Below are 17033 nucleotides of genomic sequence, written 5' to 3'. Positions count from 1 at the left end.
TACGCTCACTTCCCTTCATGTTCATTCAATGGGGCAGTCTGTTCCTCCCGCAAATATACGTCTACGATCCTGTCCATGTACGCCATGGTAGCTTCATCCAAGCCAAGAACCTTCTCCTTGGCCCCAGGCTCGGGACGAATCCAATCCCAATACTTCTCCTGTACATCCTCCCGTCCCTGGAACCACCGTTCCCCTAATTCTAGCACCCGCTTCGCCAGTTGCCTCGATTTCGGGGAATTCGGCGGCTCCCCGAGGTGATCGCGAATATCCCGCAGCAAGTGAATCCATTCATCCGCCCTGTGATCGTCTGAATCGAGTCGCGGCAGCGATTCGATGATCGGTAGCTCATCGGAAGTAAATTGTTTGCGGCGATTTTCACGCTGAACGGAATTCGCTGCGTTCTCGCCTTCCGCCATTTGAAGCGAGTGGATGAATAGGAGCAGCTCTTCTGCCAGAATATCCTCCCGTAGTTCGATCGTGCGGAGCGTTGTATGGAGCATGCGTTCGAGCATGGCGAGCCTTTTCTTCTCCTTATCAATCATGTTTAGCTGCAAGCGAATTTCATGCGTCCAGCGTTCTGCACGGGACCATCCGGCCTCTTCTTCAAACAGGGTGCGAATTTGTGGCAGCGTGAAGCCAAGCTGCTTCAACATGGTAATATGATGCAGTTTCATGATGTTTTCATGGTTATAGTACCGATAACCAGCTTCCGACACATAGGAGGGTTTTAGAATTCCCAATTCATCATAATAGCGCAGCGTCCGAATAGAAATACCGGCTTTCTCGGCCAGTTGTCCAATTTTATAAATTTTTTCATACCTCCTCTTGCTACGAACTAAGTCTATTTTAAACCCTTACGTTAGGGTGAGAGTCAAGAGGCATGGATGAATTTCATGGCAATCGCTTACGAAGTTAATGCTATGAAAGGGAAAGAATGGGGCACTGTTGAATAGATTGCTCAACTCAAAAAAAGGAAGTTGAACGAAGATGAATGAAAACTTGTTGGGCTTTCTCCGAGAAATCCCCGATCCCCGCAGAGGCAATGGCGGCGTTGAACGGGCAGATTAGTTTTAATAGCAAGAGTGTTGAACTGTTTTGCATTGCGATCGGTCGATCGCCTGGATGGCGCCTTGGAAAGTGGAGCAGACCATTTATTTTTCATGGGCGGAAGCGTGAACAAACTGGCTCCCACCGGACATTATTAATAATGGATATTCGGATTTTGTGGTGGAAAAGGGCTTCTAATTCGCCCTCCTCCAATTTCTCAATCAAGGTGGAGACGTCGATATCAAGAGTCTCTACACTCATGATCGAACAACTTTCAACCATTTTATTTGCGATAAACTACTCTCCTCTTAGGACATCACTGTCACCGACTTTACTACAACTTTCTAAAAGTAAATTTACTTTAGAATTCTTATTTAGAAACTCACGAGTGATCTCTCCACCACCCATCAGCCATATATTCCCTGATCGATCTGCCCATATTTGTTTTACTAGTTCATCAGCAGAGGTATTGACAAATGACACTTCATTATTGGAGAAAAGGTTCGGATTGTGCGTATACACGTAGCACTTTTTCGCGGCATACTTCCATTGACCTTGTGAACATTCAGGTTTTTATTCCTGATTGTCCCCCAGGCATTTTTTTATTTACATTATCAATGCGCATTTTGAAGCAAATTGCGTAAACGTTTTAACAAGGAATTGATTGGAAAAAAGGAGTCTTAAATTAGGAAACAATGGGTTAAATCACTTCTGGTTTTTAGAGGAGTGGCTGACAGGTTAGATTCTAATAAAAATTGTATGATTTTTCCTAATGTTTACTCGATACCAATGAAAGACTTGATTTAATGTTATAATATATGCCACAAATACAAAGTTATATTAAAATTTAAGTTAAATACCAAACAAATATCTAACACATTAATGTTAGATATTAAAAATGTAACCGTTTTATTTTTTTGATTTTTCGAAAAAAACCTATTGTAATCTGATTGATCATGAACTACAATAAAATCAGAAATTGCGTAAACGTTTACATTTTTAGAGTGGGAAATGAACTCATTTCGTTTATTATCAAAGGGAAATATTGAGAAAACGTTATGACTTTAAACTAAAGGAAGGGGGGTGGCTATGACGAACAAGGAAATTACAATTAAGGACGTAGCCAAGCAAGCAAATGTATCTGTAGCTACGGTATCCCGAGTGATGAATGGACGAGATCGCGTAAGTGAAGCCACTCGCAAGAAAATACTCAAAATAATAGAAGAGATGAACTTCGTTCCGAATACGATGGCTGCATCGATGGTCAATAAAAAAACCAACATGCTGTCCGTCGTGGTGCCGGAGATTCAGAATCCCTTCTACACCGCAGTCATTGGCGGCATGGTAGAGGTGGCCAAGAAGGAAGGCTTCTTTACTCTAGTAGTCTCCACGAATAGCGATGAGGCAGAGGAGGAAGAATTTTTTGAAAGCTTCCTAGGGAAAAATGTGGATGGAATCATCTTAATCGGTACGCATAAGGATGCAGAGTTTTACCGGAACATTCGCAAGCCTACCATCCTTGTCGACCGTTATATCAACGATTGCGGCCACGATGGTGTCTTAATCGACAACTTCCGCGGCGCGTACGAAGCGACCAAGCATTTCGTGGACTATGGTCATGAACGCATTGCCATTATAGATGGGGCGCATGATTTTAACGATGGCAAGGACCGTTATTGGGGATATCGTCAAGCTATGCATGAGAGCGGCCTGACACCCGATCCTGCCTATCACAAGCAGGGGAATTGGCTGGAAGAGGACGGCTACCGATTTACGATGGAGCTTATGCAATCCGAGCAGCCACCGACAGCTATATTTGCGGCTAACAACGTCATCTGTACGGGTGCGATTAAAGCGATACGCGATTTGAATCTCCGAATCGGAGAGGATATTTCTTTAATTGGCTTTGATGATAACGAGCTTGCCCAGTTCGTGCAGCCAAGAGTGACCGTGGTCAGCAGACCGACAAGAGAGATGGGAATTCAAGCGGCGGAAATGCTCATTCAAAAAATCAAGGGAGAGCCTAAAGAGCGGACGAAGCTGAAAAAAATGATATTGGATGTTGAATTGAAGAAATTCGGCTCAGTCAAAAGACTGAAGGAGTAATACTGGGGGGAGAGCTATGGCGAAAATCTTGGTAGTGGGCAGCATGAATATGGACATTGTCACACAGGTTGAGCGTCACCCCATTCCCGGCGAATCGATACAAGGCAACGAGACCCGTTTCTTTATTGGGGGCAAGGGGGCTAACCAGGCGGTTGCCGCGTCTCGCTCCGGAGCTTCGGTCGCTATGGCGGGTGCACTGGGCTCGGATTCCTTTGGGGTCGACATACGCAGGGAATTGGCGGAGGCTAGGATTGATCTTGATCATGTTATCGAGAAGCCGTGTATGACGGGGCTTGCTTTGATTACAATCGATGGAGCAGGCGAGAACAACATTATTTTATCCTCAGGCGCTAATGGAAGGTATGGTGCAGACGAGGTAGATAAATTGGACCTCTCTGGTTTCGACGTCATTTTGCTGCAAAATGAAATATCATCGGCAGCCAATCAAAGGGTGCTGGATAAAGCGGCAGAACAACGTATTCCGGTATTTATGAATCCAGCTCCAATTGACGGGTTTGACCAGAGCCAACTGAGCAAGGTCACTTTCCTCATTCTGAATGAGGTCGAGGCGGAGGAGCTGAGTGGCATCCGTATTGAAGGAAGCAGCCAGGCTCTGGAGGCCGGAAAGAAACTGCTTAATGACGGCATTCCTCATCTCATTATTACTTTGGGAAGCAAAGGCTCTATCTATATGGACCAATCCGGAAGGCAAATCACATTAACTGCATTTTCGGTTGACGTAGTGGATACGACAGCGGCCGGAGACACCTTCATCGGAGCGTTCGCAGCCAAATATGTAACGGGAGCGGAGCTGCGCGATTGTCTGTGCTACGCGACAGCGGCATCGGCGCTGGCTGTATCTGAACCAGGTGCCCAAAGCTCGATTCCGACAGAAGAACAGGTACAATCGTTTCTTACGGTGTAGAACAATAGGTTAATAAGACCGTTATAAAAAAAGGTAATATACGGGGTTTCTTTCCTGGAAAGGGACACCTGTATTCTTAGACTTTGGTGATTTAACGCTTAGTCTTGTTAAAGTTATCCAAAAAGCAGCTTAGTAAGGTGAATAGGAGGTCGAACGATGAGGCATCCGGTTTTGAAAATGGAAGGCATCAGCAAGGAATTCCCAGGGGTCAAAGCGTTATCCGATGTTAACTTTGAGCTGTATCCGGGCGAAGTGCATGCGCTTATGGGGGAGAACGGAGCAGGGAAATCCACGTTGATGAAAATTTTGTCCGGCGTATATTCACCGACGCAAGGAACGATCAGACTGAAGGGCCAAGAAGTGACATTCGGCAACCCGCTTGACGCCCAGCGGCAAGGAGTGTCCATTATCCATCAGGAATTCAATTTGTTTTCTAATTTGACAGCCGCGGAAAATATATTTATCGACCGTCCGGAAATGGTGGGCAAATTCGGCCGGATACAGTGGTCCAAAATGTATGACGAGGCGCAGCGTTTGGTTGATTCCATAGGGGGAGGTGAAATTGATGTCCGCCAGGAGGTCCGGCATCTTGGCGTTCACAGCCAGCAAGTAATCGAAATTGCGAAAGCGCTGTCTTTTCAGGCGGATGTGCTCATTATGGATGAACCGTCAGCGGCGCTTCCGGAAAACGAAGTGAAAAAAATGTTTGATGTGGTCAACCGGCTCCGGGCGCAGGGCGTAGCCATCGTGTATGTCTCTCACCGCATGAAGGAAATATTTGAAATTGCGGATAAGGTAACGGTGCTGCGGGATGGAGCCAAGATTGATACCCGAGGAATCGAAGAGGTTACCGAACAGAGCTTGATTCAAATGATGGTGGGCAAAGAGGTTGGCCAGCTATATCCGGTCAGGGAGAAGAAGCACGATCAAGAGGTTGTGCTGAAGGTCGAGCAGTTGTCGCTCGATTCCGCACACTGTGTATCTTTTGAGCTGCGAAAAGGAGAGATATTAGGGTTGTTCGGCGTTCCGGGTTCGGGCACGCACACGATTGCCGAGCGTTTATTCGGTCTAAAGCGGGGAACGGGTGAAATCACTATTCGTGGCGCAGCGGTGAAAATCAATAATCCGAGCCAGGCCAAAGCAAAAAAGATTGCTTATGTTCCGCCGGATCGTCACCGTCAAGGCATCATTAAACCGATGTCAATTCGGCAAAATCTGTCCATTCCGATGCTGCCGCAGCTTTCAAAGTATACGGTGCTGGACGAGGCGCGGATTAAAGAGATGAGCAAGGAGTATATGGAGAAGCTTCGAATAAAAGCGCCCAACGATGGCCAAAGCGTAGACTTTCTGAGTGGCGGCAACCAGCAAAAGGTTGTGATTGGCAAATGGCTTGCAGCGAATCCCGATATTCTTATTCTGGAGGAGCCGACCCGGGGAGTTGACGTCGGAGCGAAGGCGGAGATCTACAATATTATTCATCAACTGGCCCAGGAAGGCTTGAGCATCCTGCTGATTTCGTCCGAAATGCCGGAGGTGATTGGACTCTGTGATCGGATCCTGGTGCTATACAAAGGCACGATCGTGCATGAATTTGCACATGGCGAGGCTGATCAGGAACAATTGCTGCAGCGTGCTTCACATCCGCTTTCAGAAGGAGGACGCATATGAAACGCCTACTAAATGTGCATGAAGCGCCTATTATTTTATTTACCATTCTCGTTACGCTGTTGTTTTCCATTATATCTCCTGACTTCTTGCAATTCGAAAATATAAGGCTGATTCTGGATCAGAACATCTCCATGTTCATCGTGGCGATCGGGATGACGATGGTCATTCTGCTGGGGGGCATGGATTTATCCGTCGGCTCCGTGCTGGCAGTGACAGCGACTTCTGTCGGATTGTTTCTCAGCCATGGCATCCATCCATGGATTGCAGCCGCTATGGGGATATGCATCGGGGTTCTATGCGGCATGGTCAATGGTTATTTCATTGCGGTTAGGAAAATACCGGACATCATCGTCACCTTGGCCACCATGTATATCTTCAGAGGCATTGCGGTAGGGATCAGCGGAGGAACCTGGATGACGAACTTTCCGGGAGGATTTCGATTCTTCGGACAAGGGTATTTGCTCGGCATTTCCTTCCCGCTGCTAATAGCCGTCATTCTTATCGCGGTCTTCATTTATTTAATGAAATTCGCCCGTGAGGGCCGAAGAATCTACTCCATTGGCGGGAATGGACCAGCAGCCAAGCTGGCGGGAATCAGCGTAGCCCGAACCAAGTTTAAGGTCTATGTATTAACCGGCTTGCTAGTCGGGATCGCCTCGGTTATTTTCGCAGCAAAGGTAGGCAGTGTGCAAGCCTCGACAGCAGGCAGCGGTTTAGCGTTTGAAGTCATGGCAGCCGTTCTTATCGGCGGGGGAAGCATCTTTGGAGGAGTCGGCACCATAGCCGGAACGATGCTGGGTGTGCTCTTTATGGGCATTGTCAAAAACGGGCTCATTATATCCAAGGTTTCTCCGTTCTGGGTTGATGCTGCAACCGGTTTTCTGATTATTCTGGCAATTGTCATTAATACGCTGCAGCGTATAAGGCAAAACAAAGGAAAAGAGGGGGATTTGGTATGAGTACATGGACAAGCCGGTTCCCGCTTAGGGGAAATAAGCTGATCGTTCAAATGCTGCTGCTGCTCGTCATTATCGTGCTGTTCAGCTTCTTGTCTCCCTATTTCCTGACCGTCACCAACTTTATGAATGTGCTGAACCAGATGGTTGAAGTAGGGCTGATCGCCATACCGATGACCATGATCATCATATCCGGTGCCATGGATCTTTCGGTAGGCTCAATTCTCGCTTTCTCCGCTGTAAGTATGGGAGTTGCCTTTGAGCGGGGCCTCGATATATGGATCAGCGTGATCATTGGGCTGCTGGCTGGCTTGCTGTGCGGGGCGGTTAACGGCTATCTGATCGCAAGGCACCGCATGCAGGCGATCGTCGTCACCATTGGCATGCTCGTGATGCTGCGGGGTCTGGTCTACGTAATCAATCAGGGCAGACCCATTAGCGGCTTTCCGGATGCATTCTACTTTATGGGCCAGCAGTATGTCGGCGGCATTCCGGTTAATGCGATTTTCCTAGTGGTGATGTTCCTTCTGGCCAGCTTTGTCATGAAGAAAACAAGATTCAGCACTTATGTGTACGGCATTGGCAACAATGAAGAGGTTGTCCGCTACTCAGGTATCTCGGTCGTACGCATCCGGTTTATCCTCTTTATGCTTAGCGGATTGTTTTCGGCCTTGGCGGGTATATTTCTGGTGTCGCGTCTGGCAAGCGCAGAGGCAACATCGGGTACCAATATAGAGCTCGATGTCATTACAGCGACTCTGATAGGGGGCACACATATTTTTGGAGGAAGGGGGAGTCTTTCAGGCACATTTGTCGGGCTGCTGATCATCGTGTTTTTGCGTAATGGATTGAATCTGTTAGGTGTATCCGTGCTTTACCAGGCAGTCATATTAGGGGCATTGCTTCTGCTTGCTGTAGGAAACAAAAAATTCAATGGAGAGTGAAACCTATGAAAAAGCTGGCATTGACGTTACTGACGGGCGTATTGGCTTTGAATTTGGCAGCATGCGGAAGTACAAGCGGGAATCAAACGGATAACGGAGGCAAAACGAACCAGGGAGCTTCGGGATCCAGAACTTACTTTATGAATCCAAAGTCCATCGGTCCTGCTTATTGGGCGGCGGCTGAGAAGGGCGCGAAGAAGGCGGAGGCCGATTTGAAAGTAAAGGTTCTGTTCAATGCGCCGACAGAGGCGGATTCCTCCAAGCAAATTAATATGATTCAGGATATGCTGACCCGCAAAGTAAGCGGCATCGGCGTATCGCCCAATGATGCGAAAGCGGTAGGCCCTGTGTTCAAGAAGGCGGCAGGCCAAGGCGTCAATATTGTGACCTGGGACAGTGACGCGCCGGACACAGACCGCCAATATTATGTAGCTCCGGCTACAGACCAAGAAATCGGGGAGCTTCTGGCCAAAACGATCGGAGAGGAAATCGGCGGCAAAGGACAGGTCGCGTTCATGGTAGCCGGTCTGGGCTCGCAAAACCAGATTGCCAAATCCAATGCGGCTAAAGCTTATTTTGCAGCCAACTATCCGGAGATTGAGGTCGTAACGACCGTTGCAAGCGACGACGATCAACAGAAGGCGTATGCCAATGCGCAAAACCTGCTTCAAACCTACCCTGATCTGAAAGGCATAATCGGATTTGCAGGCGGCGAACCTCCTGCAGCCGCGGAGGTCGTGGAGCAAGCTGTAAAGGCAGGCACTTTGGAGAAGAACCAAGTGGCCATTACAGGCATTGCCGTGCCGAGCGTCGTGAAAAATTACATCAAGAACGGCACGATCAAAACAGATATTATTTGGGATCCGGGCAAGCTGGCTTACGTAACGGTCTATATCCTGGATCAACTGGCCCAAAGCAAGGAAATCAAGGACGGCATGGAGATTCCGACAGTAGGGACTGTGAAGGTAGACGGGCAAAGTGTTTTTATTGGCACCCTTGAAGTCACGAACGATAATGTGGACAGCTTTGATTTCTAATAACACCCTTAGGAGGCGGCCTTAATGGAGTATAAGGTGCAGATAGAAGATTTAACGGAGGAGGCTTTTGCTCCCTATGGCAAAGTAGTGGATGTGCCGGCGATTGACCCTTCCAAATCCGGTGACGGGTGGGATTGCTGGAGCTATGTTCAAATGCTGGACGTATGGGAGCCCATCGGATTTGGACTTGTCGACACCAAGCGGCGCGAATTTGTCGTCACAGCCATGGAGAGGCATGTCAGCCGCGAAGAGCTTCTGCTTACCTTTGATCGTGAGATTGTGCAGCCTGTAGCATTGTGCATGGATATTGACAATCCGGATGAAAGCCCTGATGCTTCCACCGTCAAGTGCTTCCGAATCAAGCCCGGACAAGCTATCGTCATCCATCGGGGGGTCTGGCATAGCCCGGCCTACCCGGCTGCGGACGACGCCCGTTATATGTTCGGCATCGAGAAGAAAAAGGATAAATTCGGGGATGAGATGATCAATCCGTGGGTTGATTTTATGAACGGAAGCACTGTTCGATTCGAATAAGGGAGCAGGCACGGCTCCTGATACTCTTGCTTACGGCAGCTGCGGATTCATGCGGTATCAGGAGAGTGCTGCCACAAAGGAGAGAGAGAGATGAACCAAGAACAAAGAGTGATGGATTGGATCGAGAATCATCAAGATGAAATTATTCAATTTTTACAACAGCTTATTCAAATTCCGAGCGTGAACCCCTGGTTCTTCGAGGAGCCAGGGCCATCGAAAGAGAAGGACCTGCAACAATTTATTGCCGGCAAGCTGGAGAAACTGGGTGCGGACATCGAGATTTGGGAGCCCGTCGCTGATGAACTGAAGCAATATGAAGGCATGGCGGGCTATTATGCGGGAAGAGATTTTACGGGCAGACCCAATCTGGCGGCTACGTTTGGCAAAGGAACGGAAGGCAAGTCCTTGCTCTTATTTGGCCATATTGATGTCGTCATGGCAGGCTCCAAGTGGACGGTCGATCCGTTCGAGGGCAAAGTGATTGACGGGAAGATGTACGGCCGCGGCACCGTTGACATGAAGGGCGGAGTCGCAGCCATGATTATGGCCGTCGAAGCGATTCTTCGCAGCGGGTTTAAGCTTAAAGGTCCGGTTGTTGTCGGCACGGTCGTCGATGAAGAAGCGGGAGGCATGGGGGCGCTTGATTTCATCCACCATGGCTATCGAGCAGATGCATGCATTTTGACAGAACCGACCTCGCTAACGATCGCCCCGCTGTGCCGTGGGATTTTATGGGGGAAGATCAAAATCCAAGGCCGCAGCGGCCATATTGAGATGCCACAAGCGGATTGGCAGGACGGCGGCGCGGTGGATGCGATTAAGAAAGCGAGATATATTCTGGAGCATTTGGACCGCTTGAATGAGCAATGGGCTGTCAGCAAGACTCATCCCTACTTGGCGATCCCTTGTCAGGTGCATGTCGCGCAATTAAACGCTGGGGAATATCCGACCTCCTTCGCAAATGAGGCGGAAATCGTATTTAACGCGCAATACTTGCCATCGGAGCGTGACGAGAAGCTTGTAGGCGGTAACGTAAAGAAGGAATTGACGGACTTTCTGCGCGAGGTATCGGAATCAGATCCTTGGCTGCGTGAGCATATGCCGGAAATCGAATGGCTGGTGGATGCCGATTGTGCAGAAACGGATGTGTCTCATCCCTTTGTTCAGACTTGTGTACAATCCTTGAAGGCTATTGGAGAGGAAGGGAAGATCGAAGGACTGGGCTTCCATACCGATATGGGCTGGCCGGTGAACGTCGGCATTCCGACCGTTAACTTTGGACCAGGCGACCCAAGCCTTGCCCATCATAGCGACGAATTTACACCTGTCGATGAAGTGATTCAGGCGGTCAAGATGATTGCCAAAACGATTGTGGACTGGTGTGAAATCGCGGAAGCGTAAAAACGGGATCAAGACGGCCTGTAGGTATAGGGCCTGGTGATATACAATACGGAGGTGCTTGAACTGATGAAAATCTTATTTGTTGGCGAATCTTGGGTTGTGCATATGATTCATACGAAAGGTTATGACAGCTTTACCTCGACCAAGTACGAGGAGGGAGCAACCTATCTGCTGTCCTGTCTGCGTCAGGAGGGAATTGACGTCACCTATATGCCTGCGCATGAAGTACAGGTGCGCTTCCCTCAATCGTTGGAAGAGCTAAAAGCCTATGATGCGATTGTACTTAGTGACGTAGGGGCCAACACATTCCTGCTCCAAAATCCAACCTTCTATCAAATGCAAATCATTCCGAACGCCCTTGAGCTAATGAAGCAGTATGTCGCTGAAGGGGGCGGCCTGCTGATGGTTGGCGGTTACCTGACCTTCATGGGAATCGAAGGAAAAGCCAATTATAGAAATACGATATTGGCCGATGTGCTGCCGGTAGTCATGATGGACAAAGATGATCGGGTAGAGATGCCGAGCGGCTTCTCGCCTGTCGTATCGCAGCCGCATCCACTGGTAAATGATTTGGGGGAATGGCCTAGGCTGCTGGGTTATAATAAACTGTCAGCCAAGCCGGGGGCAGAGGAATTGCTAAGCCATGAAGGCGATGCCATTCTGACGGTTGGAACCTACGGAGCCGGCAAGACGGCAGCCTTTGCAAGCGATTGTTCGCCGCACTGGGGATCGTTGGAGTTTATGAACTGGGAGCACTATTCGGCCTTTTGGTCCAAGCTTATCAAGTATTTGGATTAGCAGGCTAACCCCCGTGGAGGTTCGAGTCCTCTCGACCGCATCTATGAAGCAAAGCTGTTTTTCAAGTGGAAATTTAACTTGGAGAACAGCTTTTTTTCGTTCCTCTTCATGCAGAACTCGCGTTATACTAAACAGGAGGAACCGTTCAGCTTTAAGGTGAATTCAATGGAGTTGGATTTATAATATAAGACCTGTTAGCGGAAGTTACGGGCGAGTTATTTTGAATACAAGGGGTGTGATCCTGTGATAAAACCTCGAATAGGGTTTAGCTTTATGTTGTCGATGCTCGTTGTTGTGAGTTTGTCTGTTGGATGTCAACCAACGGATGAGGGGAATGTGGCTCAGCATCCGGTACCTGAGCAATCGGTGATTTCTTCGAATGAGAATACCCCGGAGACAGAGCTCCCTTCCGGCTCAGCTTCAGGAGGTGATGACACCGCGGGAAGCAGTGTCGTTGCAGTAGAGGATACGGACGTATCGCCCGATCATCAGACCGCTGAACCCGATGTGGATTTAGCGGATGTGACGGCGGTCCGGCTCATTAATCATAGCTCGGGCTGGATTGGCGGGGAAGGCTGGATTGCTTTTAGTGATAACGGTGGTACGGAATGGGAGGTTCAGGCTCAGCCGAAAGGCACGGTACGCCAAATCTTTGCGCTGAATGGCAAACAGGCCTGGACCGTGATGGAGAATAACGATCTGTATCGCACCACGGATGGCGGGGAGACGTGGATTTGGATTGGAAGCACGCCGAACGCCGGATTTCTCCATTTCATCTCGCCTGAAACGGGATTCAGCGGTCAAGCCAAAACCGAGGACGGAGGTAAAACCTGGAGCGACCAGGATATACCGGAAACGACCGCCAGCAGCCCTGCCACGGGAGCTATCACCGATGGAGCTGCTGAAGCTCCCAAGAACGTAGGCGCTGTGTCTGGACCATTGTATGTTGTTAATACAAGGACCCATAACTAATGCATAACAAAGAAGATCGGAACCCTCCGATCTTCTTTGTGTGGTTATGCCTCCATTCTCAGCGAGGAAGAGGCAGAACGATGAATATCATATCATTCATTAAGGGAGCTCTTTGAATATCATACGGGAGCCTAGCCAAAGACCAGCCGCAACTCCGAATAAGCCGAAGAGGGCCACCAGGACGATCAAATTAAAGGAGTGCCAGCCGAGCAGGAATCCAATGCCGCTTCCCATGGTTGTTCCAGTGAGCAATCCCAGTGCAGCGCCAATTTGTTTATGACGTAACGTCATATGTCTGTCACCTCAAGTTGAGTGTTGCAATTCTGAATGTTACTTGTATTCCCTGATCGTCTCGAAATATGCCATAACAGAAAATAAGCCCGGCTTAGCCAGAGCGATCCGGCAAGCTGAGCATGGGTTGAAATATAAGTATGGTTATGGCATTACGGCAACTTCGATTAGGAATTTTGCTTTAATGCGCAATCTGCGAATAGAACAGATTTAGGGATACGGAAGAACTGCTCCGCTTTTTCCTGGAACGCTGGGGATGGTACGGTGCCCTGGTGCAGCCATTTGCGGAATGTGCCAGGATGCACGCCGATCCAGCGGCTGACATCGCTTACCGACAAATCATGAACCATGCACAGACCTGTCAGAATCCGGTTGCTAACCGGTGAGCGTGTCAGGGTGCGTTTCATGAAGCGGGAAGGTGCCGGCTGACAGATTAAAGGTGACTTGTCCAGCAGTTCCTCTCTGAAGAGTATGTGGCGGGGATAACCCAAGTAGTCACAAGCCTTCTCCAGGTTGTTTTTTCCGGGAACGCGTCCCTCATATACCCAGGCGCTGACACTACGGGAGGATACTCCCAGTTCCTCGGCCAATTGCGACAACTTGATATCGTTGGCCATAAGTACGGCTAGTAGGACGCGGTTGCGAATTTGGCAGCGGGTCGGCCGGCGAAAGCGCTTGACTCGCACACCTTTCCCCAAATATTTACGATTGATCAGGGACCACGCCTCAATGGAGTGTTTTTCTTGCTGCAGTTGTGTAGGCATAATTCCTCCGATTTTTTTAACACAATACTACAATATTCGACACTCACTTTTCAATAGCCAAACATAAAACAATTGTTTCCATTTCGTTGTTACATGATTTATAAGTCCGATGTAATGGTCCGATGGACCTACTCGTTTATTTGATTATTATAATTTATTGTTCGCCTTTTGACGTTTAACTCGGGGTGAATCGCATTTAAAACCAGAATATAAGAGGTTAAATACGAACAATGAACATGATTTAACTTGACTCATTCGTTAATTCGTTTTATATTAACTACGGTTGATAAAGAAAAAAGATGCTTATTCGTATATCCCTGAAAATAAGGTTCAGGGGTTTCTACAAGGGACCTTAAATTCCTGACTACGAATAGGATGCGCAAGCATACCTATTCGGAGCAGGATTTTTTTGTGCCCGGAAGCGGTGTGCGCAAAGCGACAGTCAAACACACAGGGGGATATGATGAGCAAATATGATGTTATCGTTGTTGGTGCCGGTCCGGCTGGTATTTTCGCTTGTTATGAACTGACATTGAAGTCACCAGGAAGCAAGGTGCTGCTGGTTGACAAGGGACATGATATTTACCGGAGAAGCTGCCCGATCCTGGAGGAGAAGATTAAGCTCTGTCCACCGGCAGTAGGACGTAAGGAATTTGCCGGTTGTTTGCCGGCTTGCTCGATTACAGCCGGGTTTGGTGGGGCGGGAGCATACAGCGACGGCAAATTCAACATCACCACGGAGTTTGGCGGCTGGATGACCGATTATTTGCCTGGCTCCAAAGTCATGGAGCTCATCCAATATGTCGACGCCATCAATCTGGAGCATGGAGCGACACCTGCCATTACGGACCCGACAACCCATGCGATTCGGGATATTGAACACCGTGGATACGCAGCGGGCCTGAAGCTGCTTCGCGCTCAGGTAAGACATCTTGGAACTGAGCAGAATTTGGAGATTCTGAAGTCGATATATGAATATTTGAAGACAAGAATTGATATGGCTTTCCGGGCGGAAGTCGAGGAAATTGTCACCGTCAAAGAAGACGGAACCCACCGTATTACCGGTATCACAATGAAAGGCGGGGAGGTCCATGAGGCGAATTTAGTGATGGTTGCCCCTGGGCGTGACGGCTCCGCCTGGTTGACCGGTATATTAAAAAAACGCAGATTGAAAATGCATAATAACCAAGTGGACGTGGGCGTTCGGGTGGAAACCTCGGATGTGGTCATGCGCGAGATCAATGAACATTTGTATGAAGGCAAATTCATCTTTAACACCTCGGTTGGAACCCGGGTGCGTACGTTCTGCAGCAATCCTTCCGGTCATGTTGTGGTTGAGAACCATAGTGGAGTTATGGCAGCCAATGGCCATTCCTACAAAGATCCGGCTTTGGGATCAGCCAATACGAACTTTGCGCTGCTCGTATCCCATAAGTTTACGGAGCCGTTTGACAAGCCTAACGAATATGCGCGTGAAATATGCAAGCGGGCTAACGATCTATCCAGCGGCGGGGTCATTGTACAGAAATACGGTGACGTGCTCCGCGGCCGGAGATCCACCGAAGGCCGAATTCGTGAAGGGTTTCTGGAGCCGACGCTGAAGGAAGCGGTTCCTGGAGATCTTGGCTTGGTGCTGCCGTACAACACTATGAAAAGCCTGATCGAGATGGTTGAAGCGCTTGATAAAGTCACGCCGGGGATCGCATCGGAGCACACGCTGTTCTACGGGGTGGAGGCCAAGTTCTACTCCGCAAGACCGAAGCTGACGGAGTCCTTCGAGACGGAAATCAAGGGTCTTTATTGTGGCGGGGATGGTGCCGGAATTACCAGGGGGCTTGCTCAGGCAGGTGCCGCCGGCGTCTGGATTGCCCAGAACATGCTGAACCAATTAGGTTCGTGATTTTAGCGGTTGTTCCCTTAAATAGAATTCGATTTCAGGAGCGCGTTCTGGCGTAAGTCAGACGGTGCTCCTATTTGGCTAGATCTGGCGCAGCCGAGATGTCCGATATGTTGGTGGTAGCGATTTCTTTTTCCGGACGAACGGGGTATGATAGATACGAAAGATTTACATAAATGCTAGAGATGGAGGAACGGACGATGATTAAACATATTGTTTTTTTTAAATTGAAGGATTCATCCGCCGAGAATATTGAGAAGACGGTGCAGGTGCTGCGTGATATGGATGGCAAGATTCCGATGCTAAGATCCCTTGAGGCGGGTGCCGATGTTATTCGCTCCGAGCGCTCTTATGATTTGGCTTTGATCGTTGAAGTGGACAATCTTGAAGATTTACAAGCATATGCCGTTCATCCTGTTCACCAGGAAGTGATCCAATACATCAATACGGTGAAAGATCATACGCTTAGCGTTGATTTTGAAGTGTAAGCAATGATATAGACTTTACAACAACAGGCTGGAGGAGATTTGCGGTGTATTATGTGAATCAAGAACAAATTGAACGGCGTCTGAGCGCGATTCCCGAAATTGCGGAAGGATTGCGTGCTGCGGCACAATCATGGGACGGAGGCCTGGTGCTGGGCTTGGTTCAGGAGCGTGCGCTTCATCTGGCGATCGAAGTCGTAACGGATGTCGGCAGCTACTTGATTGACGGATTTATTATGCGGGATGCCAGCAGTTATGAAGATATCATGGATATTAATCATGAGGAAAAGGTGTTCCCTGAAGAGGTTCATAAGGTGCTGCTGGAGCTGGTTCGATTGCGTAAACCGCTCGTGCAGGACTACTATGATTGGGACAGGCATACGCTTCATTCTTTAACCCCGATTCTGCCTGATGTGCTGGAGCAGTTTGCGGGAAATGTCCGTGAGTATTTAAAGAACGAGATGTACTGAGGCTTGTATAGTTTTAAAAAAGAGATATCCATGACGCGCCATGGGCTCTTCCATACGATTCATCCATAACAGACCGTTCTGGGAATCCCTGAACGGTCTGTTTTTTTGTTGTCTTTATCTCAAGCGGCTGGGATGTTCCGAAGTTGTAGGGGATACTCGTGGTTTTTCTCTGCTGGAATAAAAAAATCGCCGATGTTGTGTCAAGACAAGCCCATACTGCTTATAATGCATCAAGCGACTAGGCATTCGCCCGGTCGGACGAAAGGAGGAGTTCCCGATGACAGAATGGAGTGCGCTGGCCGCTGCTATCGGCATCGTTCTGATCGCGGTTGCGGCGGTGATCATGATGGTGTCGGTTAAAAAGCTGATCGGGCGGGCCGAGACCATGCTGGGCAGGCTTGAGGAAGACAGTAGCCGATTGAGTCAAGAAGCCTCACAGGTGCTGGAGCAGGCATCGGTCTCGTTAGAGATGATTCAGCGTCAGCTGGCAGCGAGCGAAGCTATTGCCGCTTCCATGTCCGATGCTGCGTCAGCGGTAGCCAAGACGGCCGATGCGGTTCATGCTGTAGGGAAAAAAGCTTCCATAACTGCCATTGAGCATCTGGAACGTGCTCGCCTCGATAATGAACGGCAGATCGGGGAGGTGTTCCGGTGGGTTGATGCCGGAATGACGCTTTGGCATTCATGGAACAAATACACCTCCAAGTCCGACGAAGGGCAAGCCAAATAGAAGGAGAG

General features: G+C 48.9%; 17 protein-coding genes and 1 riboswitch. Of the genes, 14 read left to right on the top strand and 3 right to left on the bottom strand.

What is annotated here, in order from left to right; translation table 11 throughout:
- Positions 1-5 precede the first annotated feature (5 nt).
- Complete coding sequence (locus tag AB4124_RS01000; protein WP_441971609.1) at positions 6-758, bottom strand: MerR family transcriptional regulator; 753 nt, start codon at positions 756-758, stop codon at positions 6-8.
- A 1378-nt stretch (positions 759-2136) separates the two neighbouring features.
- Between AB4124_RS01000 and AB4124_RS00995 the strand changes: the two genes are divergently transcribed.
- The 10 genes from AB4124_RS00995 (at position 2137) to AB4124_RS00950 (ending at position 12388) form a co-directional block, all read left to right on the top strand.
- Entirely contained in the window at positions 2137-3153 is a 1017-nt protein-coding gene (locus tag AB4124_RS00995; protein WP_430105643.1) for a LacI family DNA-binding transcriptional regulator, read from the top strand.
- A gap of 16 nt (positions 3154-3169) precedes the next feature.
- The gene (locus AB4124_RS00990; RefSeq protein WP_441970637.1) at positions 3170-4078 is read left to right on the top strand and encodes a ribokinase; all 909 of its coding nucleotides are present in this window, start codon (positions 3170-3172) and stop codon (positions 4076-4078) included.
- Between the two features lie 156 nt (positions 4079-4234).
- Positions 4235-5746, top strand: coding sequence for a sugar ABC transporter ATP-binding protein (locus tag AB4124_RS00985; RefSeq protein ID WP_441970636.1), 1512 nt, complete (start codon positions 4235-4237; stop codon positions 5744-5746).
- On the top strand, positions 5743-6705 hold the full coding sequence (locus AB4124_RS00980) for an ABC transporter permease (protein ID WP_098748090.1): 963 nt from the start codon (positions 5743-5745) through the stop codon (positions 6703-6705). Before AB4124_RS00985 ends, AB4124_RS00980 begins: the two co-directional genes overlap by 4 nt.
- Positions 6702-7646: an ABC transporter permease gene (locus AB4124_RS00975; protein WP_076325688.1), complete on the top strand. Its 945-nt coding sequence runs from the start codon at positions 6702-6704 to the stop codon at positions 7644-7646. The genes AB4124_RS00980 and AB4124_RS00975 overlap by 4 nt, the downstream gene beginning before the upstream one ends.
- A 5-nt stretch (positions 7647-7651) precedes the next feature.
- Complete coding sequence (locus tag AB4124_RS00970) at positions 7652-8683, top strand: autoinducer 2 ABC transporter substrate-binding protein (RefSeq protein WP_441970633.1); 1032 nt, start codon at positions 7652-7654, stop codon at positions 8681-8683.
- Positions 8684-8707: 24 nt separating this feature from the next.
- Entirely contained in the window at positions 8708-9217 is a 510-nt protein-coding gene (locus AB4124_RS00965; protein ID WP_098748085.1) for an ureidoglycolate lyase, read from the top strand.
- Positions 9218-9307: 90 nt separating this feature from the next.
- Positions 9308-10618, top strand: coding sequence for an ArgE/DapE family deacylase (locus tag AB4124_RS00960; protein WP_339266873.1), 1311 nt, complete (start codon positions 9308-9310; stop codon positions 10616-10618).
- A gap of 66 nt (positions 10619-10684) precedes the next feature.
- A complete protein-coding gene (locus AB4124_RS00955; RefSeq protein ID WP_076325692.1) occupies positions 10685-11416 on the top strand; it encodes a glutamine amidotransferase in 732 nt (243 codons plus the stop codon).
- A 243-nt stretch (positions 11417-11659) separates the two neighbouring features.
- Complete coding sequence (locus AB4124_RS00950; RefSeq protein ID WP_379414282.1) at positions 11660-12388, top strand: WD40/YVTN/BNR-like repeat-containing protein; 729 nt, start codon at positions 11660-11662, stop codon at positions 12386-12388.
- A 99-nt stretch (positions 12389-12487) separates the two neighbouring features.
- Here AB4124_RS00950 and AB4124_RS00945 read toward each other — a convergent pair whose 3' ends face one another.
- Positions 12488-12679 carry a hypothetical protein gene (locus tag AB4124_RS00945; RefSeq protein WP_098748076.1) on the bottom strand — a complete coding sequence of 64 codons (192 nt, stop codon included), beginning with the start codon at positions 12677-12679 and terminating at the stop codon, positions 12488-12490.
- Between the two features lie 167 nt (positions 12680-12846).
- On the bottom strand, positions 12847-13443 hold the full coding sequence (locus tag AB4124_RS00940) for a helix-turn-helix domain-containing protein (RefSeq protein WP_076325695.1): 597 nt from the start codon (positions 13441-13443) through the stop codon (positions 12847-12849).
- Between the two features lie 287 nt (positions 13444-13730).
- Positions 13731-13830: riboswitch (purine riboswitch) on the top strand.
- Between the two features lie 76 nt (positions 13831-13906).
- Here AB4124_RS00940 and AB4124_RS00935 point away from each other — a divergent pair.
- The 4 genes from AB4124_RS00935 (at position 13907) to AB4124_RS00920 (ending at position 17025) form a co-directional block, all read left to right on the top strand.
- Positions 13907-15343 (top strand): NAD(P)/FAD-dependent oxidoreductase, encoded by a 1437-nt coding sequence (locus AB4124_RS00935; protein WP_441971607.1) that lies wholly within the window; start codon positions 13907-13909, stop codon positions 15341-15343.
- 197 nt (positions 15344-15540) lie between these two features.
- Positions 15541-15828, top strand: coding sequence for a Dabb family protein (locus tag AB4124_RS00930; RefSeq protein WP_076325696.1), 288 nt, complete (start codon positions 15541-15543; stop codon positions 15826-15828).
- A gap of 44 nt (positions 15829-15872) precedes the next feature.
- Complete coding sequence (locus AB4124_RS00925) at positions 15873-16295, top strand: DUF86 domain-containing protein (RefSeq protein WP_076325697.1); 423 nt, start codon at positions 15873-15875, stop codon at positions 16293-16295.
- Positions 16296-16572: 277 nt separating this feature from the next.
- Positions 16573-17025 (top strand): DUF948 domain-containing protein, encoded by a 453-nt coding sequence (locus AB4124_RS00920; protein ID WP_430105630.1) that lies wholly within the window; start codon positions 16573-16575, stop codon positions 17023-17025.
- Positions 17026-17033 lie beyond the last annotated feature (8 nt).

It is taken from the genome of Paenibacillus sp. 2KB_20 (assembly GCF_052115765.1).
In the GTDB taxonomy this organism is placed as follows: Bacteria; Bacillota; Bacilli; order Paenibacillales; family Paenibacillaceae; genus Paenibacillus_AQ.
The sequence above is the reverse complement of the archived record's forward strand: the minus strand, read 5'-3'. Positions and strand labels throughout refer to the sequence as shown.

What these genes read in the sequence shown, in the direction of transcription:
- AB4124_RS00940 (WP_076325695.1), bottom strand. Translation starts at nt 13,443, where the DNA reads ATGCCTACACAACTGCAGCAAGAAAAACACTCCATTGAGGCGTGGTCC.
- AB4124_RS00975 (WP_076325688.1), top strand. Translation starts at nt 6,702, where the DNA reads ATGAGTACATGGACAAGCCGGTTCCCGCTTAGGGGAAATAAGCTGATC.
- AB4124_RS00930 (WP_076325696.1), top strand. Translation starts at nt 15,541, where the DNA reads ATGATTAAACATATTGTTTTTTTTAAATTGAAGGATTCATCCGCCGAG.
- AB4124_RS00980 (WP_098748090.1), top strand. Translation starts at nt 5,743, where the DNA reads ATGAAACGCCTACTAAATGTGCATGAAGCGCCTATTATTTTATTTACC.
- AB4124_RS00945 (WP_098748076.1), bottom strand. Translation starts at nt 12,679, where the DNA reads ATGACGTTACGTCATAAACAAATTGGCGCTGCACTGGGATTGCTCACT.
- AB4124_RS00990 (WP_441970637.1), top strand. Translation starts at nt 3,170, where the DNA reads ATGGCGAAAATCTTGGTAGTGGGCAGCATGAATATGGACATTGTCACA.
- AB4124_RS00935 (WP_441971607.1), top strand. Translation starts at nt 13,907, where the DNA reads ATGAGCAAATATGATGTTATCGTTGTTGGTGCCGGTCCGGCTGGTATT.
- AB4124_RS00955 (WP_076325692.1), top strand. Translation starts at nt 10,685, where the DNA reads ATGAAAATCTTATTTGTTGGCGAATCTTGGGTTGTGCATATGATTCAT.
- AB4124_RS00960 (WP_339266873.1), top strand. Translation starts at nt 9,308, where the DNA reads ATGAACCAAGAACAAAGAGTGATGGATTGGATCGAGAATCATCAAGAT.
- AB4124_RS00985 (WP_441970636.1), top strand. Translation starts at nt 4,235, where the DNA reads ATGAGGCATCCGGTTTTGAAAATGGAAGGCATCAGCAAGGAATTCCCA.
- AB4124_RS00970 (WP_441970633.1), top strand. Translation starts at nt 7,652, where the DNA reads ATGAAAAAGCTGGCATTGACGTTACTGACGGGCGTATTGGCTTTGAAT.
- AB4124_RS00995 (WP_430105643.1), top strand. Translation starts at nt 2,137, where the DNA reads ATGACGAACAAGGAAATTACAATTAAGGACGTAGCCAAGCAAGCAAAT.
- AB4124_RS00920 (WP_430105630.1), top strand. Translation starts at nt 16,573, where the DNA reads ATGACAGAATGGAGTGCGCTGGCCGCTGCTATCGGCATCGTTCTGATC.
- AB4124_RS00965 (WP_098748085.1), top strand. Translation starts at nt 8,708, where the DNA reads ATGGAGTATAAGGTGCAGATAGAAGATTTAACGGAGGAGGCTTTTGCT.